The following is a 26,100-nucleotide window of genomic DNA, read 5'->3' on the forward strand; positions in this document are numbered from 1 at the left end:
CCGTTTCGTGTGAGAGCGAGGAGGCTTTCGTGTCCGAGATCCTGTTGTCCCAGCTCGCCCACGTCGAGCTGTTCAGCCCCAGGCCCGACGAGACCGTCCGGTGGATGAAGGACGTGTTCGGACTGGAGGAGACCACCCGCGAGGGCCGGTCGGTGTACCTGCGCGGCTGGGCCGAGTGGCTGCACTCCAGCCTCATCGTCACCGAGGCCGAGGAGCCCGGCGTGGGCCGGATCGGGTGGCGTACCTACGGTCCCGGCGACCCGGAGGCCGTGGCGAAGCGGCTGGCCGGAACGGAGGAGGCCGTCGGCTGGGTCGACGACTGGACCGGCCACGGCGCCACCTACCGGTACCGCGCGCCGCACGGGCGGCACCTGCACGAGGTGTTCTGGGAGGTCGACCGCCACCAGGCGCCGCCGCAGGAGCGGGACCCGGCGTTGCCCAACCGGCCGCAGCGCTACTCCGGACGAGGCATCGGCGCCCGCTACCTCGACCACGTCACCATGCCCACGGCGAACATGCGCGGGGACATCGACTTCTACAAGCAGCTCGGGGCGCGCCACACCGCCCAGACCGAGGTCGAGCCCGGATTCGCCGTGTTCTCCACGCTGACCTGCAACGGCATCCGCTCCACCCACGACCTCGCGCTCGTGCCCGACTTCAGCGGCGCGACGGGCCGGGCCCACCACATCGCGTTCCGCGTCGACCAGCGCCAGGACGTCGAACGTGCCGCGGAGATCTTCCTCGCGAACGGCACCCCGATCGAGTTCGGTCCGGGCATCCACGGCATCGACGAGATCACCTACCTCTACGTCCGCGAGCCGGGCGGGTTCCGGATGGAGATCAACGCCGGCGGCTGGGTCAACACCATGCCCGACTGGGAGGCCACCACCTACCAGGCCGCCGGCGGCAACGCCGGGCAGAGCATCTACCGCAACGTCGAGGCCCCGGACGGCTTCTTCGAGGCGTGGCCGCTGCCCGCCGAGGACGCGGCGGAGAAGGAACGGGCCGCCGTCGCGGGCGAGGGCCTCCGCGACTTCTTCGGCGAACAGGCGGGCAGCGGGCGATGACCGCGGTGCGGCGGGTCCTCGTCGTCGGCGGTGGCATCGGCGGTCTGTCGGCGACCATCGCGCTGCGGCGCACCGGTGTGGACGTCGATCTCGTCGAGAAGAACCCGGAATGGACGGTCCACGGCGTCGGGATCATCCAGCCCGGAAACGCGTTGCGCGCGCTGCACGAGCTCGGTCTCGCCGAGGAGTGCGTCGCCGAAGGACACCCCATCCTGGGGATGCGCAGCCGGCTCGCCGACGGCACCACGCTCCTGCACGACGACACGTTCCCGCCCGCCGTTCCCGGGCTGCCGCCGACCAACGGCATCACCCGCCGCAGGCTGCACGACATCCTGGTGGCGGCGGCGACGCGCTCCGGCGCGGACATCCGCACCGGGGTGACGGTGTCCACGCTCGACGAGCGGCCCGGCGAGGTGGGAGTCGCCTTCTCCGACGGCGCACACCGGTCCTACGACCTCGTCGTGGGGGCGGACGGGCTCTACTCCACGATGCGCGAGACCCTGTTCGGCGCCGGGGTGAAGGCGAGGTTCACCGGCCAGGTCGCCTGGCGCATCAACCTGCCCCGGATCCCGGAGCTCGACCGGATGTGGATGTTCCGCGGCTCCCGGGGCTCCGCGGGGTTCGTCCCGCTTGCCCCGGACCTGATGTACATGCTGACGATCGAGAAGGTGCCCGAGGGCGCACCGGTGCGGCTGCCCCGGGAAGGGCTGGCCGCGGTGTACCGGGAACGGCTGGCGGAGTACGGCGGACCGGTCGCCGAGCACCGCGAGCTGGTCCGCGACGACGACGAGGTCGTCTACCGTCCGGTCGAGAACGTCCTGGTCCCGCCGCCCTGGCACCGCGGCCGCGTGCTGCTGATCGGCGACGCCGCGCACGGCACCTCGCCGCACTGCGGCCAGGGCGGTGCGCAGGCGATCGAGGACGGCGTCGTGCTCGCCGACGAGGTCGGAAAAGGCCTCCCGGTGGAGCAGGTCCTCGACGGCTTCATGGGGCGCCGCTACGCGCGCTGCAAGACGATCGTCGAGGGCTCCGAGCGCATCGGACGCTGGGAGCAGGACCATTCCCTCGACATCGACCCCGACGCCGCGGCATTCGAGGTCACGATGGCCGCGATGGCCCCGCTGTGAGGGGCGAGCGGCGGCTGCCGACCGTCGACGTGCACGCCCATCTGGGCATCCCCGCGGTCGACGAGCTGATCGCGGACGAACCGGGCCTGGCCCGGCAGCGGGCGACCGACGCCGCCAGCCTCGGTCCTGCCTCCGCGGCCTACAACGTCGAGCAGATCCGGGCACTGGCGGTCCGCCTGACCGATGTGGACACCCGCCTCGACGCGATGGACCGCGCCGGGGTGGACGTCCAGGCCGTGAGCGCGGTGCCGCTGCCGCACAACTGGGCCGGACGCGACCTCGCCGAACGCATCGCGGCACTCACCAACGAGGCGATCGCCGGGTTCTGCGCCGTGCGACCGGACCGGTTCGTCGGCATCGGCACCGTGTCCTTGCAGCACCCGGACCTCGCGGTGCGTCAGCTCCGGACCGCGCTCGCCGACCTGCACCTGAGAGGCGTGCAGATCTCCACCGCGGCCGCGCCCGGCGTCGAACTCGACGACCCGTCGCTGGCGGAGTTCTGGGCGGTGGCGCAGGAGTCGGGCGCTGCCGTGCTCATCCACCCGTGGGGTTGTTCGCTGGGGGAGCGGCTCAACGCCTACTACCTGTTCAACACCGTCGGCAATCCGGTGGAGACGGCGCTCGCCTTGTCGCGCATCGCGTTCTCCGGGCTGCTGGAGCGCCATCCGCGCCTGAAGATCTGGGCCGCCCACGGCGGCGGCTACCTGCCGACCTACCTCGGCCGTGCCGACCACGCCTGGGCGGTGCGCGGCGACGCCCGCACCACCGCGCAACCACCCAGCGCCCAGCTGCGACGCGTCTTCGTCGACTCGCTGGTCTACACCCCGCAGGCTCTCCGGCACCTGGTGGAGAACCTGGGTGCCTCGCAGGTCACGCTGGGCAGCGACTACCCCTTCGACATGGGGGTCGAGGACCCCGTCGAGCGACTGCTGGCAGCGGGATTCGACGACGCCACCGTCGCGGCGATCCGCGGCGGCAACGCCGAGCGGCTGCTGGGCCCGCTACCCCACGTCCGGGATCCGCGGTGAGGAGCGACCCGCGCGGTGGCGGATCCGGTCACGGTGCCTTCGCCGCGGCCTCGGCGAGGTGGGGCAACGTGTGGTCCAGCGCGTAGGTCCAGCCCTGCACCGACGCCGCGGAGAACGCCTGCGAGACGTCCCGGTCCGACAGCAGCACCCCACGCCCGGCTGCGACCGACGGGACCAACCGCCACAACGGGTCGCTCTCGATCTCCGTTGCGTCCTTGCCGATCGACTGCATGACGGTGACGTCCGCGTCGAGCAGGCCCATCAGCTCCCGGGAGATCGGCGTCGAGAAGCCCTCGGCGGGCAGTTCGGCGACCTGGGGGGCCAGGACCATCCCGAGCTCGTTCATGAACTGCATCCGGCCCGATCCCTGGACGTAGGCCCCGTACTCGCCGAGGTTGTTGCGTGCGCCGGTGACGACCGTGGCCCCCTCCAGCTGCGGGTTCTGCGCACGGGCGTCGGCGAACCGCTGCTCGAGGCCGGCCACGAGCCGGGCGGCCTGTTCGTCGCGGCCCAGGGCAGCACCGACCAGCCGGAGCTGGTCGCGCCACGTCGTCAGGTAGTCCTCGCCACCGGCCGGGATGCCGACGACGGGGACGCCGAGCTGGGTGAGCCGGTCGTGGCGCTCGCGCGTGCCGACCGAGCGGGTGTCCAGGATCAGGTCCGGCTCCAGAGCGGCGACCGCCTCCAGGTCCACCTCGAGGGTGCCCAGGATCGTCGGTGCGACGGTGTAGGACTGCGGTACCCAGGCGCCGAGCCCGTCACCGCCGACGGCCAGCCAGTCCGCGGCACCGACCGGTTCGACGCCCAGCGCGAGGGCGGTCTCCGCGTCGCTCCAGCCCAGCGCGACCACGCGCTCGGGTGGCTCGGGGATCGTGACGTCCCCGAACGCGGTCGCAACGGTCACGGCGAGCGCGTTGTCCGGTGCGGGGGCGCCGCCGTCGCCGGCGGTGGGCTCGCTGCCACAACCGGCGAGCAGGGCGAGCGCCGCGATCACCGCGGCGAGGCGGGGGAACATCCGACGGGGCAAGGCGAACCTCTCCTGTGCTGAAGTAGCCCTCACCTAAGCACTCCCGTGGGGGATCGAGAAGTGGTCCGTGACCGTCACCTCGCCTGCGGTCGGGCGGGACGCCCCGGACGAGTGGCATGGTCATTACCCCGGTCCGACCGGTAAGTGGCGATACGGTGGTGGTTCCCAGGTGCATCGCGCCCGATAGGGCTGAGTTCTCGCGGCCACCCGGCAGAACGTCGGAGTCGCAGCTACGACGTGGAGGTCGACTCAGTTGAAGCGTGTCTTCCCAGGAGCGATCGTCGTGGTTGTCGTGGGGGTGCTCGCAGTGGCCGTCGTCTGGTGGCTGGCCGGCACGTCCGAGCAGTCGCCGCCGGCCCCGACGCCTACGGCTCATCTCTACGTCGCCCCCACCGGCAACGACACCGGCGACGGCTCCGAGCGCGCTCCTCTGCGGACCATCCAGACCGCGCTCGACAGGGCCACGCCCGGGACGCAGATCAACCTCGCGCCCGGCGACTACCACGAGAAGCTGCAGACGAAGGTCGACGGCGTGCCCGACGCGCCGATCTGGATCAAGGGTCCGGAGTCGGGCAAGGACAAGAGCGGCCGGTACGTGGCCACGCTGTACGGCACCGGGCGGATCCTCAGCATCGACCACAGCCACTACGTTCTCGATGGTTTCACCATCGACGGGCAGGAGAAGCTGCCCCTCACCACCGAGCTCCCGACGGACGTCGCCGCCATCGACGTGTTCAAGGACAGCGTCAAGGAGCTGGTCCAGGACAGCAAGCTGATCTACATCGGGGCCGGCGAGGCCGTCCGTGACGTCACCGGTGTCACGATCTCCAACATGTTCCTCGCCCGCGCCGGAACCGAGTGTGTGCGGCTACGGAACAACGCACACGACAACATAATCATGGACTCGGTCATCGAGTACTGCGGGATGTTCGGCAAGAAGAAGGACGACGGGGTGGAGCGGGCCGTCTACCACAACGGCGAGGGCGTCTACATCGGTACCAGCCCGAAGTCCGACTCACAGCCGATGCATGCGAACGATGGAAGCTCGCGCAACGTCGTCACCCGCAACACCATCCGCACGTTCGGGTCCGAGTGCTTCAACGTCAAGGAGAATGCGCACGACAACGTGTTCGAGGACAACATCTGCTCGGACAACGCCGAGTCGAGCGAGTTCCAAGGTAGCAACATCGAGCTGCGCGGCCACTCCAACATCATCCGCAACAACGAGATCTCCCACAGCGCCGGGGTGAGTGTGAAGATCAAGAGCGACGAGCAGGAGTACGACAAGGGCGGCAACACCGTCCAGGGCAACCGGATGTCCGGCGCGCCCGCCGCCCTGCAGTTCAACTCGACGGCGCCCCCGGGGCCGATGTGCGGGAACGTGATGGCGACGGATTCGATGGTCTTCGTCAACAGCAGCGGAGATCACGGCGACGGCGCGCCGTCGCCGGACATCACCGCGCCATGCGGGTGATCGGGCCAGACGACTCAGGTGTCGCGCCCGAGCACGACCGGTGGGATCGCGCGGCGGGAACCTGCTGTGGGGTGGGCGTTCCCGACCACGCAGGATGTCCGAGTGAGACCCCCATGGAAGTTCACGAGGATTGCACTGCTGATCGCCGCGACGGCGCTCGCCGCCGCGTGCAGCCAGGAATCCGATGGCGCTGCCGTACCTGCGGGCAACGACGAGCGGGCCGCGATGGCGACAGAGACGGCGAGCGGCGGCCGGCCGGAGCCGGGACCGGCCGCGCCACGACCCGAGCTGGCCAGCCAGGACGTCACGCTCGAGGGCGTTGACCTGCACGTCGCCGTCCACGAGCTCGCCCGTCGCGGCAGGCTCGCCGAGCTCACCTTCTCGGTGACCCGCACCGACGACAAGAAGGAAAACTGGCAGGTGGGGCAGACGTTCGGCGGCAGCACCCAGTCGAAGTCGTCACTCAGTGTCAGCGGGGTCGAGCTGCTGGACACCGTCAACGGGAAGCTGCACACCGTCGCCCTCGATCAGGAGGACAACTGTGTGTGCACCGCGGGTACCGAGAGCGTCTTCCTCGACGCCGGTGACGTGATCCTGTTCAGCGCCACCTACGCGGCGCCGCCGGAGAACGTGCCGGTCATGGGCGTGCGGATTCCGAAGGTGGGGACCTTCAACGATGTACCGCTCAGCTGACCGGGCCCGGATCCCGGCCGCCGTCGGCGCGGCGCTGGCCGGCGCGCTGCTGCTCGGGGTGGCTCCGGCGATCGCACAGGAGGAGCAGGAGCCCAGGAGCGTCAGCGAGGCACCCGTCCATGACCTGAAGCTGCCGATCCACGACCTCACGATGAGCGTGAGCAGCCTGGACGGCTCCCTCACCGACTCGGAGAACGCCGAAGAACGGACGGTCACGCTGGCCGCCGACGTGCTCTTCGAGTTCGACCGGGCCGACCTGGGGCCCCAGTCGCAGCCCTCGCTGGACGAGGCTGCCGAGATCGTGCGGCAGGCCGCCGCCGGGAAGCGCGTGAACGTCGACGGCTACACCGACTCCAAGGGGGACGACACCTACAACCAGCAGCTCTCGGAGGCACGTGCCCGCATGGTGGAGGCGGCACTGGCCCCCCTCGTCCAGGCTGCCGACGTCACCTTCGTGGTCGCGGGCCACGGGGAGGCCGACCCCGCCGCACCCAACGAGATCGACGGTGTGGACAACCCGGACGGGCGTGCCGAGAACCGTCGGGTCGAGATCCGCTTCGCCCGTTGACGGTGCTACGCCTCCCGGCGCAGCTCCGCCGTGCGGTCGTGATCGATGCGATAGGTGTGGGGTGGCCGCACCAGCGCGTCCGCCGGTCCGACGTAGTCGATCGCAACGCCGTAGGCCGCTCGTGCGGTCTCGATCCTGAGGTAGCCGTTCACCACGTCGGACAGCACAGCGTCGACCGGGCGCTGCGTCGGTGGTCCCTGGCCGCCGCCTCCGGGGAAGCACAGCCGCACGCGGGAGTCGGCGTCGAGGCGCACCAGCCGCTTGCGCGGGAGGTCCGCGCCGGTACGGGCGTCGACGAACGCGCCGCGCGCTCCGGGCAGCCCCCCGGCCGCGCCCGGCGCCTCGTGCAGTACCCGGTCGATGTTCGCGTTCACGGTCCACGCGCGGTCGTCTCGCCGTCGTACCTCCACGACCTGCCCGAGGCCGCCTCGCCACCGTCCGGCACCGCCGGAGTCGGCACGGATCTCCCGGCGTAGGTGGACCAGCGGTGTCAGCGTCTCGAGGACCTCGGTCGGGGCGGCGCGCACGCCGGTGGGGAAGCCGGTGGTGGTCAGGCCATCCTTGTCCGGGCGAGCGCCGGTGCCACCGGCACCGAACACGGTGAGCGTGAACGGCGCGGTCTCCTCGGGGCCGCCGCCGCGCCACACCGTCATCCAGAGCGCGTCCGCGCTGGCCGCCGGCAGCCGGTCGGGAAGGGCCGGGCGCAGGGCCTCGAACAACAAGCTCGGCAGGAAGTGCCCCACGAGGTGCCGGGAGGCCACCGGCGCGGGGTCGACGCAGTTGAGCACCGACCCCCGCGGAGCCGTGACCGCCACCGGGCGGAACGATCCGGCGTTGTGCGGCACCTCGGGTGCCAGCGCAGCCTTGATCGCGAACGAGGTGTAGGCGCGGGTGTAGTTCAGCACCACGTTCACGCCGTAGGGCGACTGGGGCGAGGAGCCTGCGTAGTCCACCGCGATCCCGTCGCCGTCGACCGTCACCGCCACCTGCAGTTCGAGCGAGTGGTCGCCGAAACCGTCGGTCGCCATCGCCGCGGAGTACCGGCCGTCGGGCAGCCGGGCGAGGGCCGACCGCAGCGCGGCCTCGGAGCGGTCCATGATCTGCGCGGCGACCGCGTCGATGTCGGGGAGGTCGAACTCGTCCAGGAGGCGCGCCAGGCTGCGAGCCCCGACCTGGTTGCCCGAGACCTGCGCATAGATGTCGCCGATGGTCTCGTCCGGCGTACGCACGTTGCTGCGGATGATCCGCTCGAGGACCTCGTCGGGGCGGCCGGCGTGCAGCAGCTTGAGGATCGGGAGCCGCAGCCCCTCCTCGTAGACCTCGGTGGCCGCGGCCGACAGGATGCGGCCCCCGATGTCGGGGGAGTGGCAGCAGCTGGCGAACCAGGCGACGAGCCGGCCCGCGCGGAACACCGGGGTGGCCACGGTGAGGTCGTTGATCTGGCCCGCCGTCATCCACGGGTCGTTGGTGATCAGGACGTCCCCGTCCGCCAGCGTCTCGGGGGAGTACGCGGCGACGATGTGCGCCATGCCGGTCGCCATCGCGTTGATGTGGCCGGGAGTGCCCCCGGTGGACTGTCCGATCATCCGTCCCGCGGAGTCGAAAACACCGCAGGCGAGGTCGAGCGACTCGCGGACGACCGGGCTGAACGCCGTGCTGACCAGCGCCGTCTGCTGCTCCTGGAGCAGCGAGTACAGGCGGTTGGCGACCAGCCCGACGACGATCGGGTCGGTCATCGGGCACCCCCTCCGGCCTGCAGGTGGACCAGGATGCTCCCGTCCGGGAGCACCTCGCCCCGCATGCCGGGCGCGACGACCAGCGTGGACTCGTGCTCCTGCACCAGGGCCGGCCCGGTCAGCACCTCGCCTGCCTGCAGGCGGTACCGGTCGTACACGGCGGTCTTCACGTAGCCGCCCGCCTGCGGGAAGTAGGCATCCCGGGTGCCGACGCGCGCGGCCGCCGTGCCCGTGGGAGGTGGCAGCCGCAGCCGGGCGTCCGGCTCGGGACCGCGCGAGGTCAGCCGCCAGGTCAGGATCTCGACCTCCACCCCGTGCGGCAGCACCGCACCGAACCGCTCCTCGTACTGCGCGGCGAAGCGGCGGCGCACCGCGTCGTGCCACCCGTCGCCCACCGGCGGCACCGGTACCTCGATCTCACTGCCCTGTCCGATGAATCGCATGTCGAGGCTGCGGACGTGCTCGACCGCGTCGCGGGCGACCCCGGACTCGTCCAGCACCTGCTCGCCCTGGCTCTCCAGGGCGGCGAAGGACTTGGCCGCCCCGTCGAGCGTCATCGCGTCGAGCTCGGTGTGCCACGAGTGCACGAAGTCGATCGACAGCGGCGCGGACAGGAACCCCAGCGCGCTGAGCACGCCGGCCGCAGGCGGGGCGAGCACCGTGGCGCACCCGAGTGCCTGCGCCACCCCCGGCCCGTGCAGGGGGCCGTTGCCGCCCATCACGAACATCGGCAACCGGGCCGGGTCCTGCCCGCGCTCGACGGAGTGGACGCGGGCCGCGTTGGCCATGTTCTCGTTCACGGTCGCGTGGATCCCCCACGCCGCCTCGGCGAGGGTGAGCCCCATCGGGCCGGCGACCTGCTCGCTGATCGCCCGCTTCGCGGCGTCGGCGTCGAGCGGCATCGTCCCGCCGAGGAAGTCGTCGGGGCCGAGGTAGCCGAGCACCACATCGGCGTCGGTGACGGTGCACGCGGTGCCGCCGCGCCCGTAGCTGACCGGTCCGGGCTCGGAGCCTGCCGAGTCCGGGCCCACCGTGAGCAGGCCGAGCGGGTCGATCCGGGCGATCGAGCCGCCGCCGGCGCCGATCTCGATCATGTCGATCACCGGTGCCCGCACGGGAAGGCCCGACCCCGGCTTGAGGCGGTAGACCCGATCGACCTCGAACGTGTGGCTGACGAGGGGCTGGGAGTTCTCGATGATGCAGACCTTGGCGGTCGTGCCACCCATGTCGAAGGCGAGCTGGTCGGGCCGGCCGGTCTTGCGGCCGAACGCGACCGCTCCCAGGGCTCCGCCTGCCGGCCCGGACTCCAGCATGCGGATCGGGAAGCGCCGGGCCGTGTCGATCGTGGCCACCCCTCCGTTCGAGAGCATGATCCGCGGGGCCGGCGTGACGCCCAGCCCCTGCAGCCGGCCGCGCAGGTCGGAGAGGTAGTCCGCGACGAGCGCCTGCACGTAGACGTTGGCCAGGGTCGTCGAGCTCCGTTCGTACTCCCGCAGCTCGGGGTTGACCTCGCTCGACAGCGCCACCTGCAGCGCGGGCGCAGCCTCGTTGATCACCTGCCGGGCCAGCCGTTCGTGCTCGGGGTTCGTGTGGCTGTGAAGGAAGCACACGGCAACGGCCTCGACGCCCGCGTCGCCGAGCTCGACGGCCACCCGGGCGAGCCGATCGGTGTCCAGCGGGGTGTCGACGCTCCCGTCGGCCAGCACCCGTTCGGGGACCTCGAGGCGCAGCCACCGGGGCACGAGGGGCCTGGGCAGCTCGAGCCCGAGGTCGTACAGCTCGTAGCGGTGCTCGCGGCCCATCTCCACGACGTCGCGGAAACCCTCGGTGGTGATCAGCGCGGTCCGGGCCCCACGCCGCTCGATCAGGGCGTTGGTGACGAGCGTGGTCCCGTGCACGACGGCACGGATGCTGCCGGGATCGAGGCGGTGCTCGCGCAACGTCTCGCGCAGCACCAACTCGACGCCTGCCGCGGGTTCGCGGTGTGTGGTGAGGGTCTTGCGCACGGCCACGATCCCGTCGCGGTCGAGCAGGCACAGGTCGGTGAAGGTCCCGCCGATGTCGATACCGGCCTGCAGCTGCCGCCCAGCGGGCACCGGCGCTCCGTCCGTCGAGTTCACGATGGGATCAAACGTACCGATCGTCAGACGATAGGCAAGGGCGTGGCGCTAATCTTGCGGCCAGGACAGCGGCGCTCGCGCCGACGCGACCGGGAGGGAGCCCCATCGTGGTCGACAGCGGCCCCCAGGACAGCACCGCGAGCCGGGTGGCCGACACGGTGCGCGCACGCATCATCGACGGCGAGCTGCTGCCCGGGGCGAAGCTGTCCCAGGAGCGGGTGCAGGAGGCGCTCGGGGTCTCCAGGAGCACCCTGCGGGAGGCGCTCCAGATGCTGATCCACGAGCGGCTGCTCGTCCACCAGCTGGGCCGGGGCGTCTTCGTCCGGCAGCTGAGCATGGCCGACATCTCCGATCTCTACCGGGTGCGCCGGATCGTCGAATGCGCGGCGCTGCAACGCATCGAGGTCATCCGGCCGACGGGCCTACGCGCGTTGCACATCGCGATCGAGGACGGCCAGGGCGCTGCCGCCGAGCAGCGATGGGGGCACGTGGCGGCGGCCAGCATCCGCTTCCACAAGGCGCTCGTCGCGCTGGCCGGCAGCCGGCGGCTCGACGACCTGATCAGCGAGGTGCTCGCCGAGTTCCGGCTCGCTTACGCGTTCATGCACGACACGCAGGCCTTCCACGCCCGCTTCCTGCAGCGGCACACCGGCATCGCCGACGCCGTCGGATCCGGGGATCTCGAGCTGGCCGCATCCCTGCTCGACAGCTACCTCGCCGACGCCGAGCGCGAGGTGCTGGCGAGCTACCGGCCCCAACCCTCGCGGCGGCGGCGGTCCCGCGCCGGCTAGCCGTTGCCAGATCGTCAGATGATCCCTAGGGTCCGCTGTGGCTCCCGCCACAGGAGGACCCATGGTCGGAAACTCCAGCCGGACGTCGTCGCTCGCCGTCGGCGACGTCCCGCCCGCGACCTTGCGCCGCGCGACCATCGGCGCGACGGTCGGCAGCGTCGTCGAGTGGTTCGACGTCGCGGTCTACGCGTACCTCGCGGCCGTGCTCGGCGGAGTGTTCTTCCCGAGCGAGGACCCCGCGGTGTCCCTGCTGAGCTCGTTCGCGGTCTTCGGCGCGGCCTTCGTGGTGCGGCCGCTCGGCGGGATCTTCTTCGGAGCGCTCGGCGACCGCATCGGCCGGCAGCGGACGCTGGCCTGGGTGATCATCCTGGTCTCGGCGGCGACGCTGGGGATCGGGCTCCTGCCCGGGTACGCGTCCATCGGCGTGGCCGCTCCCGCCCTGCTCGTCCTCCTGCGGCTGCTGCAGGGCTTCTCCGCCGGGGGCGAGATGGGCGGCGCGTCGGCCTTCGTCGCGGAGTACTCGCCACCGCGTCGGCGCGGTTACCTGGTGGCCTGGGTGGAGATGGGGTGCATCCTCGGGTTCCTTCTCGGCTCGCTGGTCGTCCTGCTGCTCAACCTCGTGCTCACCCCCGAGCAGGTCGCGTCGTGGGGCTGGCGCGTCCCGTTCCTGCTGGCCGCGCCGCTGGGCATCGTCGGTCTCTACATCAGGACGCGCCTGGAGGAGACCCCCGAGTTCGCCGCCCTGCGCAGCGCGGGCAACGTGGCGAGGAACCCGTTGCTGGAGGGCATCCGCGACCACTGGTCCGCGATCCTGCGCACGGCCGGCTACGCCCTGTTCCAGAACGCGGCGCTCTACATCATCCTGACGTTCGTCCCGAGCTACCAGACCGAGACCCTCGGCTACACCGCCCTGGTCGCCTCGGTCTCCTCCGTGGCCAGCATGGCGGTGATCTGCCTGCTGATCCCCGCGCTCGGTGCGCTGTCGGACCGGCTCGGACGCAGACCCGTGTTGGGCGGGTCATGCGTCCTCGCGCTCGCGTTGTCCTACCCGCTGTTCGTCCTGATGGGGCAGGACAGCCCGGTGCTGGCCGTGACGGCGCACCTCGGCCTCGGCGTGATCCTGGCGATCTTCCTCGGCCCGACCCTGGCGGCCATGAACGAGATGTTCGTGACGAGGGTGCGCTACGGCGGCTTCTCCCTCGGCTACAACCTGTCCGTCTCGGCCTTCGGGGGAACGGCGCCGTTCCTCGTCACCTGGCTGGTCAGCCGGACCGGGAACACCACCTCGCCCGCCTTCTACGTCATGGCCGCCGCCACGATCACGCTGGTCGTGGTCCTGACAGCGCGCGAGACCGCGCCGAACCGCGGGCGCGAGATCCGGAGCTGATGATGACAGTTCATCCCGTGCGATTCATGATGCCCGACGGCTCGCGGCGCGAGGTGGGCGTGCAGTACGTGCTGAACGCCGGGTTCACCGGCCGCGACACGGCGCAGGTCCAACACCACGTCGACGAGCTGGCAGCGCTGGGCGTGCCCGCGCCGGCGCGGATCCCCACTTTGTACCCGCTGCCCCGGCACCTGGTCGCGCAGGGGGACGAGATCCAGGTCGGCCACGCCCGCACCTCCGGTGAGGCCGAGTGGGCGCTCGTGGTCGGGGACGGCCCGGACGACGTGATGATCACTGCCGCCTGCGACCACACGGACCGCGATCTGGAGGTCCACGGGATCGGGTGGAGCAAGCAGACCTCGCCCGACATCCTGGGGGACCAGGCGTGGTACCTGGCTGACGTCGTCGACGAGATCGACCGGTTCACCCTGCGCGCGTGGGTCACCCACGGGTCCACGGAGTCGCTCATCCAGGACGGCAGCCCCGCGCAGTTGCTGGCGCCCTCCGATTGGCTCGAGCGGCTGGGGGCGGGGTCGCTCCTGCGTCCCGGCACCGTGCTGCTCGGGGGGACCGTGCCGATGGCGCCCGGTGTCGACCAGTTCGCCGACGCATGGCGGGTCGAGCTGACCGACCCCCACGGGCGCAGCAGCCGGCTCGCGTATCGGGTGGACCAACTACCTGCGGCATGGGAATGAGGGGCTCGTGAACCAGTTCTGGTGGGCGCTGATCCTGTTCGTCCTCATCGGCCTGACTCCGCTGGTCATCGCGACGACGATGAACCGCAGACAACGCCGGTCGGAGGGCGCGCGAGAGACGCCGGCGCGATGAACCACGGATACCTGGCGGTCTTCATCGGCTATCTCGTCATCGTCCTGGGAGTCGGGGTCTGGGGCTTCCGACGCGAGACCTACAACGGCTACGTCGTCGCCGAGCGCAACGTGAACCTGCCGTTGTCGGTCGGCAGCTTCTTCGCCACGTACATCTCCTCGGCCACGGTGGTCGGTTTCGTCGGCTACACCACGCTGAACGGCGCGGCGATCTTCCCCACCTACTTCTGGGGATTCGCGCTCGGCTGGGTCACCCTGACGCTGGCCGCGGCACGGATGCGCCGTCTCGGACTCCGGACGGTGCCCTCGTTGTTCGAGGCCCGGCACAAGAGCCCGCGGCTGCGGGCGTTCTCCGCTGCCGTCATCGTCGTCGCGTTCGTGTTCAGCGTCATGACCCAGCTCGTGGCCGGCAGCATCGTCCTGCACGTGGTGGTCGGCATCCCGCAGGTCGCCGCGCTGGTGCTCCTCGCGGTCGTCCTGACCATCTACACCGTCATGGGCGGCCTGGTCGCGGTCATCCGCACCGACTTCCTGCAAGGGGCACTGATACTCCTCGGCGTGCTGTCCGCCTTCGCCGTCCTGCTCGCGAACGTCGGCGGCGACCTGTTCCGGATCGAGGTCGAGCAGACGAACCTGTTCCAGGGATCGATCACCTCGACCACCGACATCCTCGCCTTCCTCCTGATCGCCTGGGGCGGAGTGGCGGCCCAGCCCTACTACCTGCATCGGTTCTTCGCGGCCCGGGACGCGTTCACCGCCCGCCAGATGATCGGGATCGGCGCCCTGCTGGCCACGGTCGTCTACCTCGCGATCATGTTCATCGGCATTGCCCTGCCCCGGCTGCTGCCCGCTGACCAGCTGGGTGACTCGGCGATCGTGTACTTCGGGCTCTCCCAGGGCGGGGTGCTCGGCTCCCTGCTCCTGGTGGGCATCGTGTGTGCGGTGCAGTCGACGGTGGACTCCGCGCTGCATCTCGCCGGTGTCTACACCACCGAGGACATCCTGGTCCGGATGCGACCGGAGATGACCGAGCGGACGCGGCTGGTGCTCGCGCGCACGGTGACGGCGGTCCTCGGTGCGTTGTGCATGACCGGCGCCATCTACTTCGTGGTCAGCGGCGGCGAGTTCATCGTGACGCTGCTGAACATCTGGCTGGGAACGCTGTCCTCCGCCCTGCTCGTTCCGTTGTACGGATCGTTGCTCTGGCGGCGGGCAACCGCGTGGGGAGCGGCGAGCAGCAGCGTGGGGGGCTTCCTCGGCTACTTCCTGACGCTGGCCATGGCCGAGTACGGGGGCGTGGAGGCGCCGGGCCACCCGATCTTCTACGGCTTCGGCATCTCACTCGTGGCCATGCTGGTCGTTTCCCTGCTCACGAGTCCGGTCCCGGACCCGGAGGTGCACCGCAGGTTCTTCGGCACCGACGCCGAGCCCGAGGAGGTGAGGTCGCCGTGACCGCAGCGAACCTGGAACCGCGGGAGGTACGCGGACGAATCCGCTCGGGCGCCTGGCGGGACGTCACCACAGGGGCGTGCCTAGGACACGTGCAGGCCAATCTCGTGGTACTGCCGCAGGACATGGCCGACGAGTTCGCAGCGCTGTGCGCGGCGAACCCACAGCCACTCCCGCTGCTGGAGCGCACGGCTCTCGGGGCGCCCGCCGGACTGCGGGTCGCTCCCGGCGCGGACCTACGCACGGACCTCCCGCGCTACCACGTGCTGCGCCACGGTGTCCTCGACGCCGAGGTCGAGTCCTTGGAGGAGGTGTGGCGGGACGATTTCGTCGCCTTCCTGCTCGGATGCAGCTTCTCGGCCGAGAACCAGCTGTTGCGGGCGGGGGTCCGGTTGCGGCACCTGGAGCTCGGGCAGGGCGTGCCGATGTTCGTCACCTCGCTGGAGTGCGTCCCCGCGGGCCGGTTCCACGGTCCGGTCGTCGTGTCCATGCGCCCCGTCCGCGTCGACCAGCTCGACCGCGCCGTCGAGGTGACGGCCCGCCTTCCGCTCGCGCACGGCGCGCCGCTGCACGTCGGTGATCCCGCGGCGATCGGCATCACCGACTTGACCGCGCCCGACTGGGGCGACGCGATCGAGGTCGGACCCGCCGAGGTCCCGGTCTTCTGGGCGTGCGGGGTGACCCCTCAAGCTGTGCTCCGCCGCGTGCGGCCGGAGATCGCGGTGACGCACGCGCCCGGGCACATGTTCGTCACCGACCTCGTCGACGCGGCGTAGCACGCCGGCCAGGGGTGGCGGATCATGAACATCCTCCTCGTAGGTGGCAGTGGCTTCCTCGGCCGGGAGCTGGCTCAGAAGGCTTCGGCAATCGGGCACGGCGTCACGGCGACCTTCGCGACCCGTCCCGTCGACATCCCGGGGATCCGCTGGCTGCCCATGGACCTACGCCGCAGCGAGGAGATCACATCTACGCTCGGGGAGGCCCAGCCGGACGTCGTCATCAACGCGGCCTACCGCAAGGCCGACTGGGCGACTACGGCCGACGGCGCAATCGACCTGGCGATGGCCGCCACCCAGCACGGATCCCGGCTGGTACACGTGTCCAGTGACGCCGTCTTCTCGGGCGCGGACGTTCGCTACGACGAATCCGCCATGCCGGATCCGGTCACTCCGTACGGGGCTGCGAAGGCCGCGGCCGAGACGGCCATCCGTCAGTTTGCCCCGACTGCCGTCATCGCTCGTACCTCACTGATCATCGGTAGGGGTGACTCCGTGCACGAGGTATTGACCCACGATCTGGTGAGCGGGCGAGAAAACGGCGTGCTGTTCACCGATGTCGTCCGGTGTCCTGTTCATGTCGCCGACCTCGCCCGAGCCATTCTCGAGCTGACTACCTCCGACCATGCAGGTGTGTGCCACCTCGCGGGGCCGGATGCGGTCAGCCGCCACGAACTCGGGGTCCTGATCGCCGGCCGTGATGGATCGGACGCGTCCACGCTGGCCGTCGGCCGCCACGCCGACACCCGTTCCCCGGGGGCGCTTGACGTCCGCTTGGACAGCACTCGAACGCAACGCACGTTGCGCACTGAACTGCGGGGCGCCCGCGACTTCCTCCAACGCGCGCGCTGACTCGTGCCCCAGGAGGTCGCGACCGTGTCCGGCGGGTACCTCGACGGGGGAGCCGTCACGGCACCGACGTGGCGCGGCCGGGCACGGCAGCCGGATCGTTGCGCACCGCTGCCGGGTTGGTCTCCTCGAGGAAGAACGCACTCGCCAGCGTGATCGCAGCCATGACGATCAGGAAGAGCGCGACCCCGACGGTCGACCGCGTCTGCGCGATGATCGCCGTCATGATCAGCGGGGTGAAGCCGCTGACCCCCACCGCCGCGAGCTGGTAGGCCAGCGATGCCCCCGAGTACCGGACGCGGGCCTCGAACAGCTCGCCCATGAACGCGGCCAGCGGACCGTAGGTGAGCGCCTGGCCCGTGCTGCTGATCAGCATCGCCACGAACAACAGCGGACCGCTCGTCGTCTCGGCCAACCAGAAGAACGGGAACGCCCACGCCATCAGCAGTCCCGCGCCGACGAGGATCAGCGGCCGCCGGCCCAACCGGTCGGACATCCGCCCCGCCCACAGGATGACCAGTGGCATGAGGATCGAGGTCGCCATGATGCTGGCGAGGATCACGTCCTGGCTCATCCCCAGCCCGCCGGCCGTTCGATCCAGCGTGCCGTAGCTGACGAAGCCGGCGATTCCGACGTAGAACGCGGAGTTCGTGGCCGCCAGTAGGCCTGCGCCCAACAGGATCCGGCCCCAGTGCTTGCGAACGGCCTCGCTCAGCGGGGCCTGGGCGACGGTGGCCGGGCCTCCGCGCTTCTCCTGCACCTCGGTCTGCAGGTTCCTGAACTCGGGGGAGTCCTCAACCTTGTTGTGGATGTAGACGACGAGCGGGAACAGGACGATCGAGAACCAGAACGGCACGCGCCAGCCCCAGCTCTCGAAGGCCCGGTCGGACATCGTCAGGCTCGCGAGGATCATCATCAGGTTGCCCAGCAACAGGCCGAGGGGCACCCCCATCTGCCCGAACGTGCCGGCGAACCCGCGCCGCTTCGGCCCGGCCGACTCGGTGAGCAACAGGACGATGCCGCCCCACTGGCCACCGCACGCGAGCCCCTGCAGGAATCGCAGTGTCACCAGCAGGATCGGCGCGGCGACGCCGATGGTCCCGGCGGAGGGCAGACAGCCGATCGCGAAGGTGGCGACGCCCATCAGGAGCAGGCAGACGACGACCATCGGCTTGCGTCCGATCTTGTCGCCGTAATGGCCGGCGAGGATGCCGCCGAGCGGGCGAGCGATGAAGCCGACCGCAAAGGTGCTGAAGGCGAGCAGGGTTGCGGTGAACGGCGTCGCGTCCGGGAAGAACACGACGGGGAACACGAGCGCCGCCGCAGTGCCGTAGACGAAGAAGTCGTACCACTCGATCGAACTGCCGAACAGCCCCGCTGCCAGCAGCTTTCGGTGGGCCCGGCGTCGCTCGGGAGTGTCGACGGCGGCCGGCCCGGAGGCGGAAGCGTGCATGCGATGTCCTCCCGGTGACATACGCGATGGCGTCGTTGCCGGAAGGGATGGTTCTTGACGGGAACGTCAATGTCAATCAGTGTGTGGAGTTGGCCGGCAAGCGCTCGCCACCTCGCTGGAATGCTCGGGGCCGGTCCGTCGCACATCGACGGAGGTTCGTCCTGATCGAACCCCACTGAGACAGGTCGATTCGAGGAGAAGCTCCGATGATCGCGAGCAGGCCCCCGCGAGCCTCGGCCTTCGCTGCTGCGGTGAGCGCGCCGGCGGTCGACCCGGCGACATGACCAGTAGTGGTTCGGGCGCAGCGCGACGATCGGCAGCCGCCACGTCGCGCGGGACGGGTCTGAGCAGCAGGGTCGTCAGCGGCTCCGGCGGCCCGATCGAGCGGGTGTGGATGGCGGAGTGCGACCGCGCGACCGCATTCAGCTCGCTGGCCTCCATCCGGTCGGGCATCGGGTTCGCACGTATCGGTGGCACCACGGTGGTGCACCTGCGGGGCCCGGCGGGAAAGGCCACCGAGCTGTCGTGCCCTCGCGACTCCGAGTACTTCGGTGTGGACTTCCGGGTCGGCACCTACCTGCCGGCGTTCCCGCCGGGCAGGTTGTCGAACCTGCGCGATGCTGTGCTCCCGGTTCTGGAAGGCGGCCGGATCCTGCTCGATGGGCAGGCGTGGGAGATGCCGACGCCACAGAACCTCGACGTGTTCCTCGACCGCCTTCGACGCGCCGGCCTGCTGGTCGTGGATCCACTCGTCCACGAGATGTGGCACGGCAGCGCCTCCCGCAAGGTTCCCGCGCGCACAGCGCAGAGCCGCTTCGTGCGCGCTGCAGGGCTCCCCCGCCGCACCCTGCTGACGATCGAGCGAGCCCGCGCGGCCGCCGGGCTGCTGCGCGCCGGCGCGGCGATCGGCGACGTCGTCATTGCCGCGGGCTACCACGACCAGCCGCACTTGACCCGTTCGTTGCGTCGCATGATCGGTTACACCCCGGGCGAGTTGGCGCGGGGCGAGGTGTTCCTCGCGTTGTGACCTGCGGTTCGGTACAAGACTCCGCCCCTCGGTGACGGGTACGTTCTCCCGCGCACCAAGGTGATCGAACAAGGGAAGAGTCTCATGCGTCGGATCGTGAACTCCACTTACGTCACCCTCGATGGCGTCATCGAGAGCCCGCAGGACTGGCCATCGACCGGCGGGTTCAGCGAGGACGGCAACGCCGTGCAAGCCGAATTGCTGAAGGCCTGCGATGCGGTACTGATGGGTCGACGCACGTACCACGTGTTCGCACCGGTGTGGATGTCGCTCGCCGGTGATCCGTTCGCCGATCGGATGAATGCGATGCCCAAGTATGTCGTTTCATCGACCCTGAAGGATCCGGAGTGGCAGAACACGGTCATCGTCGACAGCGATCCTGTTGCGGCAATCGCCGAGCTGAAGACGCAGCCGGGTGCCGATATCGTGCAGTACGGCTTCGGGCCCCTCGCGCACGCGCTGATGGACGCCGGCCTGCTCGACGAGCTGCATCTGTGGGTGCACCCGTTCTTCATCGGAGCCCGCTCGTCGGACGATCTCCTGAACCGCGCAGGTTCAACCGGTCGGTTCGCGCTCACCGAGACGCTGTCGCTCAAGAACGGAATCGTCATCCTGAGGTACCGTTCCGCGGCTTGACCGTCCCGGGACTCCGAGCCACGCCACGAGACCGCCGAGCAGGAACATGCCGGCGCAGATCAGCATGGCCAGGTCGAAGCCCCGGTCGAGGGCGGCCGGGTTGTCGGCGGCGTCCTGCGGCAACCCGGCGAACAGCGGCAGCGCGGCGACCACGACCAGACCGGCGGCTCGGGCCACCCCGTTGTTGACCGCGCTGGCGATGCCCGCGCGCGTGTCGGGAACGGCGCTGAGCACCGTGGTGGTGATGGGCGGGGTGATCAGCGGGATGCCGATGCCGGTGAGGGCGACGACGGGGAGCACGTCCGTCGGATAGGACGATTGCATGCCGACCCGAGTGGCGAGCAGCAGTGCCACGGCACAACACAGCGAGCCGGCCGCCAGAGGCACGCGCGGACCGATGCGAGCGGTGAGCGCACCGGCCCGCGCCGAGAGGGCCAACGTGAGCACGGTCAGCGGGAGAAGGGCGAGCCCGGTCGCCAGTGGGGAGTAGCCGACGGTGAGCTGCAACTGGATCGGCAGGAAGAAGATGAACCCGGCCAACGCGCCGTACAGGAAGAAGCTCGCGAGATTGGCGGCGCTGAACTGCCGTGACGTGAACAGCCCCAGCGGGAGCATCGGGGCCTGGCTTCGGCGCTCGACCCGGACGAAGCCGGCGAAGGCGAGCAGTCCCACCGCTGCGGCGACACCGCCGCTACTGGAGGGCTGGATCAGTGCATAGGTCATGCCACCGAGCCCCACCGCCGCCAGTAGCGCGCCCGCCACGTCGAACCGGTGAGCGGGGCGCTCGTCCCGGCTTTCGGGCACGTGACGGGCCAGCAGTGCTGCGATGACGACGGCGATCGGCACGTTGATCAGGAACACCCACTGCCAGCCCGCCGCGTCCACCAGCGCGCCACCGACCAGCGGGCCGGCAGCGCCGGCAGTCCCGCTCAGCCCCGACCACCAGCCCACGGCACGGGCCCGATCGTCGGTATGGAACGAGGCCTGGATCAGGGCCAGGGAACCCGGGACGATCAGCGCTCCGCCGATGCCTTGCAACACCCGCCCCGCGATCAGCCAGGCCGCGCTGGGCGCGAGACCGCACAGCAGCGACGCGGCCGCGAACCACACCACGCCGACCAGGTAGACCCGACGCCGCCCGAAGCGGTCGCCGAGCCCGCCGCCCAAGAGGATCAGTGCGGACAGGACCAAGGTGAACGCATTGACCGTCCATTGCAACTCGGCCAGGGACGAGGCCAGGTCGCGCTCCAGCGCGGGTAGGGCCACGTTCACCACGGTCGTCTCCAGCAGCACCAACCCGGAGCCGAGGGCGGTCACGCCCAGTACCCACCTGCCGGCCGGTTCGGACAGCCGGACGCTCGTCGAATGCGGCTCCGGAGCCCGGCGGGCCGGTCGGTGGGAGCGTGGGTCGGCCATGCGCCGATGGTTCGCTGCCGCTTCGATCCGATCAACGGGCGACTTCGCAACAATCGATTCGTCGGGCGAATCAATCAGGGCCGGTCATGGAGCTTGAGCAGATACGCATCGCGCTGGTGCTCAGTGAGGAGTTGCACTTCGGCCGCACGGCGAGCCGGCTCCGCATCTCCCAGCCGCGGGTATCACAGCGGCTGGCCGCGCTGGAACGCGAGCTCGGCGGCATGCTGTTCGACCGGACCAGCCGTCGGGTTCGGCTGACACCGCTGGGCATGCGTTTCCGCGACGAGGTCGGCGCTGCCTACGAGCAGTTGCTCGCCGCCGGTCGATCCGTGAGCGACGCCGGCCGGCGGCTCGCCGGCGAGATCCGGATCGGCTTCACCCCGACGACAGCCGGCAGTGCACTTGCCGACTTCGTCCGGGCTTTCGGGCGCCGGCATCCCGATATTTCCGTGATCCATCGGGAAGTCAGCTTTGCGCGGCCTTACGACGGCTTGCGGACCGGTGAGATCGACGTCCTCCTGATGTGGCGGACCGGGGCCCCGGGCGGCGACCTCACCGAGGGGCCGTCGATCGACCGGCAGGAACGCGTGGCCGTGATGGCGGTCGACCACCCGCTGGCCGGACGCCGAACGATCTCGACGCTGGAGGTCGACCGCTGGGTACTGATGATCAACTTCGCACCGGCCCAGGTCCTCGATGTCATTCTGCCGCCGACGAACGTCGAAGGAACACCGATCCCGCGGGTGCGGGTGGAGAGCTCGATCAGCACGATGGCCGAGTACGTCGCGCACGTCGCGAAGGGCTCCTCCGTGCATCCCACGGTGCGCTCGCTGTCCGAGCTGGTGAATCGCGACGATCTGACCTACGTCCCGCTCGACGACCTTCCACCGGTGGACCTGTGCCTGGTCTGGTGCACGTCCCACGAGAGCGCCACCATCCGCGCTGCAGCGGCGGTCGCGGAGACGATCGATCTGCCTCCCGTAGGGGGTGGAGGTTGCTGACCGACCACGTGGTGTGGCTGTTACCCGACGCCGTGGGCGGCCAGGTCGTGGATCACCGTTGATCGCCACCCGGAGTACGCGTACGTCATCTTCCGCGACGCCGGCTCGGGAGCCGAGGCGTATCGTCTGCGCTCCTACGATCGCGTAGGGCTACGGGCGTCTTGCTCAGCGCGAGCGACGGATGCACGCAACGGCCACCGCCACCGCCACCGCAGCCGCGCTCACCGCGGCGGCCACCCCCATCCGGCGGCCCGGGCGCCGCATGCACGCCAGTACGGCAGCCGGCGTCAGCCGCAATGCGGGCTCGCCGGTCAGGATGCCCATGATGCTGGAGCGTGACGTCGGGTCGAGCACCGCCAGGCGACCGCGAGGTCCGTGTGCCTCGACACGCAGATCGGCGTCGGCCATCGCCCGCAGGACCTCCGCCGTATCCGGCCACGGGGGCAACGCGTCCAGGAAGACCTGGGGACGGTCGACGTCGAGACGCAGACCCGCGGCGCCGCTGGTCACCTTTGCGCGGGCGCCGTCGCCGGCATCGACGCTCAGGGCGAGATCGGCGACGAGGGCCATGTGGCGGGGCGGATCGGGCCCGCCGATCCGCTTCACGCGGTATGCGCCTCGAACGATGCCGTCGAGCCGCCAGGTGGCGGTCGGTGAGCCCGGACCTGGGGAAGCTACCGCGACGGTCGTGTTCTCGAAGGCGTGATCGAGCACGAGCTCGTTCCGGGCGAGGAACTCCCGGAGGTCATGGCCGAACTGGCGCATCTCGGTCCAGCCACTGGTCGTGGGTTTCGTCATCGTCCACCTCGCATCTGCTCGCCACCTGCGCCGATCAGGCCGAACGCCGTGTGCGCGGCGACGGCGGGCCACAGCGAGCACGCTCGGGGATGGCACACGAGGACAGTGTCGCTCAGCGGCCGCTGAGGGTGCGGGCCCAGGGTTCGTCGATGTCGGGGAGGCCGAGTGCGGTGACGACGTTGGCCAGCATGCCGGCACCGAACCACTGGCAGACGGCCTCCTCGTCGTTGCCCAGGAGCTCGCGGACGAGCTCGGTCTGCCGCGCGTAGCACGATCGCGCGGCGTCGCCGACGAGCGGCTCGTCGGCGGCGCAGTTGGCCTGCATGAGGAACATCAGGATGTCCCGGTCCTCGATCAGGCCGGTATAGGCCGTGCGCGCCACGTGCAGGGCTTCTGCGGGGGAGCGCGGTGGTTGCGCCGCGTGGGCGACCTGGGCGGCCAGGGTGGTCGCGATCAGCTCGGAGACGTGGTGGATAACGCTGGCGAACAGTGCCTGCTTGTTGGTGAAGAGGCGGTAGAGGTAGGGCTGTGAGATGCCGGCTCGTTCGGCGATCTCCTGGGTCGATGGCCACCCGAACAGACCATGTCTTCGAACACATGTTCGACTAAACTGGAGGCATGCCCGCAGTCTCCACCGCATACGAACGCCTCCACGAGGCGATCGAGGATTTGCGGACGGCTGCGGAATCCGCTCTGGCCTCCGACGGTGAACTACTCTCGGTGTTGTCGGTGACCGAAGGCGTGTCACGGCAACTGGATTACCTCACCGTCTCCACCACCGCCGCCCTGCAACGGCGCGGCACCTTCACCGAACGCGGCTACCGCAAACCCGAAAGCGCCCTCACCGACCTTCTCGGCTGCGACTCCTACGAAGCCCGCCGCCGGGTGGTGGCCGCGGAGCAGGCGTGTGAGCAGATCGGGCTCGACGGCACCGTGCTGCCCGCCCGCCTCCCCGCCACCGGGAAGGCGTTCGCCGCCGGACAGGCCGGGCTGCGTCACGTCGAAGTCATCGCCGCCCTTCTCAACACTGCGGAGGCTGGGCGGATCACCGACTGGCAGCGGGCGGGGTTGGAAGAGCAGCTGGCCGGTATGGCCGGCGAGTACTCGCCCGGGCAGCTGCGCAAGATCGGCACCCAGCTCCTGGAAGCCCTGGACGGCGACGGTCCCGAGCCTGATGACAATCCGCCGGAGCCGGTCAACCGGCTGCAGGTGCGTAAGCGTCGCGACGGGTCGGGCGGGACGATCAGCGGGCAGTTCGACGACGCGGCGATGTTCGATGCGATCGCCACTGTGATCGATGCCAAGGCGAAGCCTCTCGGCCGGGATGATCAGCGATCGACGGGGCAGCGTCAGGCCGAAGCCCTCGCGGATGCGTGTGGGTTCGTCCTCGCTCATGCCGATCACGCCACCCTCCCCGATGCCGGTGGGCGACGGCCGCACCTGAACGTGCTGATCCGGCTCGAGGACCTCGAAACCCGCGCCCGGTCAGCCGTGCTCGACTTCGGCGGCCGCATGAGCCCCGCCTCGGTGCGGATGCTGGCCTGTGACGCCGCCGTCGTGCCGATCGTCATGAACGGCGCCGGGCAACCCCTCGACGTGGGGCGTTCCACCCGGGTGATCCCCGACGGGTTGCGCAGGGCAGTCACCGCCCGCGACCGTGGATGCGCGCACCCGGGCTGCGACCGGACACCTTCTTGGTGCGAAATTCACCACATCTGGGAGTGGGAGCACGGCGGCCCCACCGAACTGGGCAACCTGGTGAGTTTGTGCAAGGTCCACCACCGCTTGATCCACGATTCCGGGTGGGTGGTCCGGATCCGCGACGGGTTACCGGAGTTCATCCCGCCGAAATGGATTGACCCGGAGCAATTGCCCCGCCGGTCGGCCTCGTCCGTGATGACCTCCTGGTCGTCGTCCATGTCGTCCATGTCGTCGTGATACGAGTGGGAGTCAGGACGTCGACCGCGGCGCGAGCACGGCGTCGGCGAGCGCGGTGGTCGGTGGCCCGAGCTGTCGGGCTCGTCGTCGATGCCGGTGACCAGCACCGCGTCGGCGGTGCGGCGGTGCGGCGTGCATGGCGGGCGGATCGGCGGCTCGGATCGTCTGCGACAGCCGGGTCCCGACGCGCAGCTCTCGGATGCTGCACGATCGGGTTCATGGCACGCCGCACCACGCGTCGAAGGAACCGGCCGGACCCACCCCTGGAGCCGGAGGGGTACGACCCCGCGCCGGCCACCGTGACGCAGGGCGCGGTGTGGGATTGTGTCGCGGCGGACGATCAGACCGCCGTCGAGTCGCACGTGACGGACTGGAAGATCCAGGAAAGCCGGCTGACCGGGGTCGATCTCGCCGGCCGCGATCTCCGCGGGTTCCGTTGCCGCGACACCCGCTTCGTCCGGTGCGATCTGTCGGGCGCAGTACTCGAAGGTGCAGAACTCGAACGCGTGGTGTTCGAGGAGTGCCGCCTGCGCGGGACCGTGCTGGACCGCGCGCACCTCGTCGACGTCCACCTCGCGGAGTGCTCAGCAGACCTGATCAATCTGCGTACGGCGCGGGCGTACCGCTTGCTGGTCGAGGACTCCCGGATGCGCGCTGCGGACCTCACGAATCTCACGCTGGCCCAGGGCGCCGTCCTGCGGTGCGACCTGAGCGAGGCGATCCTCTACGAGGCGAAGCTCGGTCGGGCCCGGCTGCACGGCTCCGACCTTTCCGACATCCGCAATGCGCTCGCTCTGACCGGCTGCGTGATCGGTCCCGAACAACAGGATGCAGTGGGCGAGCTCTTGCTCGCTGCGCTCGACATCACCATCACCGACGACACCATCACCGACGACGGTGCTGCACCGTGAC

Annotated in this window: 25 protein-coding genes; 18 read left to right on the forward strand and 7 right to left on the reverse strand. The window is 70.3% G+C overall.

Going from position 1 to position 26,100, the window contains the following annotated elements; all coding sequences use genetic code 11:
- Nucleotides 1-29 precede the first annotated feature (29 nt).
- Genes CFP66_RS18860 through CFP66_RS18870 form a run of 3 tightly spaced genes read left to right on the forward strand, consistent with a single transcriptional unit; the run spans nucleotide 30 to nucleotide 3,222 of the window.
- Complete coding sequence (locus CFP66_RS18860; RefSeq protein ID WP_094925975.1) at nucleotides 30-1,067, forward strand: VOC family protein; 1,038 nt, start codon at nucleotides 30-32, stop codon at nucleotides 1,065-1,067.
- Nucleotides 1,064-2,194, forward strand: a complete 1,131-nt coding sequence (locus CFP66_RS18865; RefSeq protein WP_094925978.1) for an FAD-dependent monooxygenase — start codon at nucleotides 1,064-1,066, stop codon at nucleotides 2,192-2,194. Before CFP66_RS18860 ends, CFP66_RS18865 begins: the two co-directional genes overlap by 4 nt.
- On the forward strand, nucleotides 2,191-3,222 hold the full coding sequence (locus CFP66_RS18870) for an amidohydrolase family protein (protein WP_233159536.1): 1,032 nt from the start codon (nucleotides 2,191-2,193) through the stop codon (nucleotides 3,220-3,222). The genes CFP66_RS18865 and CFP66_RS18870 overlap by 4 nt, the downstream gene beginning before the upstream one ends.
- 28 nt (nucleotides 3,223-3,250) lie before the next feature.
- On the opposite strand, the gene CFP66_RS18875 is transcribed toward CFP66_RS18870, so the two are convergent.
- On the reverse strand, nucleotides 3,251-4,249 hold the full coding sequence (locus CFP66_RS18875; protein WP_233159537.1) for an iron-siderophore ABC transporter substrate-binding protein: 999 nt from the start codon (nucleotides 4,247-4,249) through the stop codon (nucleotides 3,251-3,253).
- Nucleotides 4,250-4,532: 283 nt separating this feature from the next.
- Between CFP66_RS18875 and CFP66_RS18880 the strand changes: the two genes are divergently transcribed.
- From CFP66_RS18880 to CFP66_RS18890, 3 genes are all read left to right on the forward strand, one after another.
- The gene (locus tag CFP66_RS18880) at nucleotides 4,533-5,723 is read left to right on the forward strand and encodes a DUF1565 domain-containing protein (protein WP_158228147.1); all 1,191 of its coding nucleotides are present in this window, start codon (nucleotides 4,533-4,535) and stop codon (nucleotides 5,721-5,723) included.
- A 102-nt stretch (nucleotides 5,724-5,825) separates the two neighbouring features.
- Complete coding sequence (locus CFP66_RS18885) at nucleotides 5,826-6,416, forward strand: hypothetical protein (protein WP_094925984.1); 591 nt, start codon at nucleotides 5,826-5,828, stop codon at nucleotides 6,414-6,416.
- Nucleotides 6,400-6,984 carry an OmpA family protein gene (locus CFP66_RS18890; protein WP_094925986.1) on the forward strand — a complete coding sequence of 195 codons (585 nt, stop codon included), beginning with the start codon at nucleotides 6,400-6,402 and terminating at the stop codon, nucleotides 6,982-6,984. Before CFP66_RS18885 ends, CFP66_RS18890 begins: the two co-directional genes overlap by 17 nt.
- 5 nt (nucleotides 6,985-6,989) lie before the next feature.
- Here the strand turns inward: CFP66_RS18890 and CFP66_RS18895 are convergent, their stop codons facing one another.
- Both CFP66_RS18895 and CFP66_RS18900 read right to left on the reverse strand, forming a co-directional pair.
- A complete protein-coding gene (locus tag CFP66_RS18895) occupies nucleotides 6,990-8,720 on the reverse strand; it encodes a hydantoinase B/oxoprolinase family protein (RefSeq protein ID WP_094925989.1) in 1,731 nt (576 codons plus the stop codon).
- Nucleotides 8,717-10,840: a hydantoinase/oxoprolinase family protein gene (locus tag CFP66_RS18900; RefSeq protein ID WP_233159538.1), complete on the reverse strand. Its 2,124-nt coding sequence runs from the start codon at nucleotides 10,838-10,840 to the stop codon at nucleotides 8,717-8,719. The genes CFP66_RS18895 and CFP66_RS18900 overlap by 4 nt, the downstream gene beginning before the upstream one ends.
- A 107-nt stretch (nucleotides 10,841-10,947) precedes the next feature.
- Between CFP66_RS18900 and CFP66_RS18905 the strand changes: the two genes are divergently transcribed.
- From CFP66_RS18905 to CFP66_RS18930, 7 genes are all read left to right on the forward strand, one after another.
- The gene (locus tag CFP66_RS18905) at nucleotides 10,948-11,631 is read left to right on the forward strand and encodes a GntR family transcriptional regulator (RefSeq protein WP_233159539.1); all 684 of its coding nucleotides are present in this window, start codon (nucleotides 10,948-10,950) and stop codon (nucleotides 11,629-11,631) included.
- A gap of 61 nt (nucleotides 11,632-11,692) precedes the next feature.
- The gene (locus CFP66_RS18910; protein WP_094925994.1) at nucleotides 11,693-13,018 is read left to right on the forward strand and encodes an MFS transporter; all 1,326 of its coding nucleotides are present in this window, start codon (nucleotides 11,693-11,695) and stop codon (nucleotides 13,016-13,018) included.
- Between the two features lie 26 nt (nucleotides 13,019-13,044).
- A complete protein-coding gene (locus tag CFP66_RS18915) occupies nucleotides 13,045-13,713 on the forward strand; it encodes a DUF2848 domain-containing protein (RefSeq protein WP_233159554.1) in 669 nt (222 codons plus the stop codon).
- 7 nt (nucleotides 13,714-13,720) lie between these two features.
- A complete protein-coding gene (locus CFP66_RS49970; protein ID WP_255413879.1) occupies nucleotides 13,721-13,846 on the forward strand; it encodes a hypothetical protein in 126 nt (41 codons plus the stop codon).
- Entirely contained in the window at nucleotides 13,843-15,297 is a 1,455-nt protein-coding gene (locus tag CFP66_RS18920) for a sodium:solute symporter (RefSeq protein ID WP_094925998.1), read from the forward strand. The genes CFP66_RS49970 and CFP66_RS18920 overlap by 4 nt, the downstream gene beginning before the upstream one ends.
- Before the next feature lie 11 nt (nucleotides 15,298-15,308).
- Nucleotides 15,309-16,070 (forward strand): putative hydro-lyase, encoded by a 762-nt coding sequence (locus tag CFP66_RS18925; RefSeq protein ID WP_369805103.1) that lies wholly within the window; start codon nucleotides 15,309-15,311, stop codon nucleotides 16,068-16,070.
- Nucleotides 16,071-16,094: 24 nt separating this feature from the next.
- The gene (locus CFP66_RS18930) at nucleotides 16,095-16,922 is read left to right on the forward strand and encodes a sugar nucleotide-binding protein (RefSeq protein WP_094926002.1); all 828 of its coding nucleotides are present in this window, start codon (nucleotides 16,095-16,097) and stop codon (nucleotides 16,920-16,922) included.
- A 55-nt stretch (nucleotides 16,923-16,977) separates the two neighbouring features.
- On the opposite strand, the gene CFP66_RS18935 is transcribed toward CFP66_RS18930, so the two are convergent.
- Complete coding sequence (locus tag CFP66_RS18935; RefSeq protein ID WP_094926004.1) at nucleotides 16,978-18,372, reverse strand: MFS transporter; 1,395 nt, start codon at nucleotides 18,370-18,372, stop codon at nucleotides 16,978-16,980.
- Between the two features lie 394 nt (nucleotides 18,373-18,766).
- On the opposite strand from CFP66_RS18935, the gene CFP66_RS18940 reads away from it, so the two are divergent.
- Both CFP66_RS18940 and CFP66_RS18945 read left to right on the forward strand, forming a co-directional pair.
- A complete protein-coding gene (locus CFP66_RS18940; RefSeq protein ID WP_158228148.1) occupies nucleotides 18,767-19,399 on the forward strand; it encodes a helix-turn-helix domain-containing protein in 633 nt (210 codons plus the stop codon).
- 84 nt (nucleotides 19,400-19,483) lie between these two features.
- Nucleotides 19,484-20,035: a dihydrofolate reductase family protein gene (locus tag CFP66_RS18945; protein WP_094926008.1), complete on the forward strand. Its 552-nt coding sequence runs from the start codon at nucleotides 19,484-19,486 to the stop codon at nucleotides 20,033-20,035.
- Here CFP66_RS18945 and CFP66_RS18950 read toward each other — a convergent pair.
- Nucleotides 19,955-21,451, reverse strand: coding sequence for an MFS transporter (locus tag CFP66_RS18950; protein WP_094926010.1), 1,497 nt, complete (start codon nucleotides 21,449-21,451; stop codon nucleotides 19,955-19,957). The two genes, CFP66_RS18945 and CFP66_RS18950, sit on opposite strands and share 81 nt — an antisense overlap.
- Between CFP66_RS18950 and CFP66_RS18955 the strand changes: the two genes are divergently transcribed.
- Nucleotides 21,439-22,452: a LysR family transcriptional regulator gene (locus CFP66_RS18955; RefSeq protein WP_143517300.1), complete on the forward strand. Its 1,014-nt coding sequence runs from the start codon at nucleotides 21,439-21,441 to the stop codon at nucleotides 22,450-22,452. The two genes, CFP66_RS18950 and CFP66_RS18955, sit on opposite strands and share 13 nt — an antisense overlap.
- A 165-nt stretch (nucleotides 22,453-22,617) precedes the next feature.
- Here CFP66_RS18955 and CFP66_RS18960 read toward each other — a convergent pair whose 3' ends face one another.
- Both CFP66_RS18960 and CFP66_RS18965 read right to left on the reverse strand, forming a co-directional pair.
- Complete coding sequence (locus tag CFP66_RS18960) at nucleotides 22,618-23,250, reverse strand: hypothetical protein (RefSeq protein ID WP_143517301.1); 633 nt, start codon at nucleotides 23,248-23,250, stop codon at nucleotides 22,618-22,620.
- 112 nt (nucleotides 23,251-23,362) lie between these two features.
- Complete coding sequence (locus CFP66_RS18965) at nucleotides 23,363-23,890, reverse strand: TetR/AcrR family transcriptional regulator (RefSeq protein WP_094926273.1); 528 nt, start codon at nucleotides 23,888-23,890, stop codon at nucleotides 23,363-23,365.
- Here CFP66_RS18965 and CFP66_RS18970 point away from each other — a divergent pair.
- Together CFP66_RS18970 and CFP66_RS18975 are read left to right on the forward strand one after the other, a co-directional pair.
- Nucleotides 23,869-25,188 (forward strand): HNH endonuclease signature motif containing protein, encoded by a 1,320-nt coding sequence (locus tag CFP66_RS18970; protein ID WP_094926018.1) that lies wholly within the window; start codon nucleotides 23,869-23,871, stop codon nucleotides 25,186-25,188. The genes CFP66_RS18965 and CFP66_RS18970 overlap by 22 nt on opposite strands.
- Before the next feature lie 218 nt (nucleotides 25,189-25,406).
- Nucleotides 25,407-26,099 (forward strand): pentapeptide repeat-containing protein, encoded by a 693-nt coding sequence (locus tag CFP66_RS18975; RefSeq protein ID WP_094926020.1) that lies wholly within the window; start codon nucleotides 25,407-25,409, stop codon nucleotides 26,097-26,099.
- Nucleotide 26,100 lies beyond the last annotated feature (1 nt).

It is taken from the genome of Pseudonocardia sp. MH-G8 (genome assembly GCF_002262885.1).
Taxonomy (GTDB): Bacteria; Actinomycetota; Actinomycetes; order Mycobacteriales; family Pseudonocardiaceae; genus Pseudonocardia.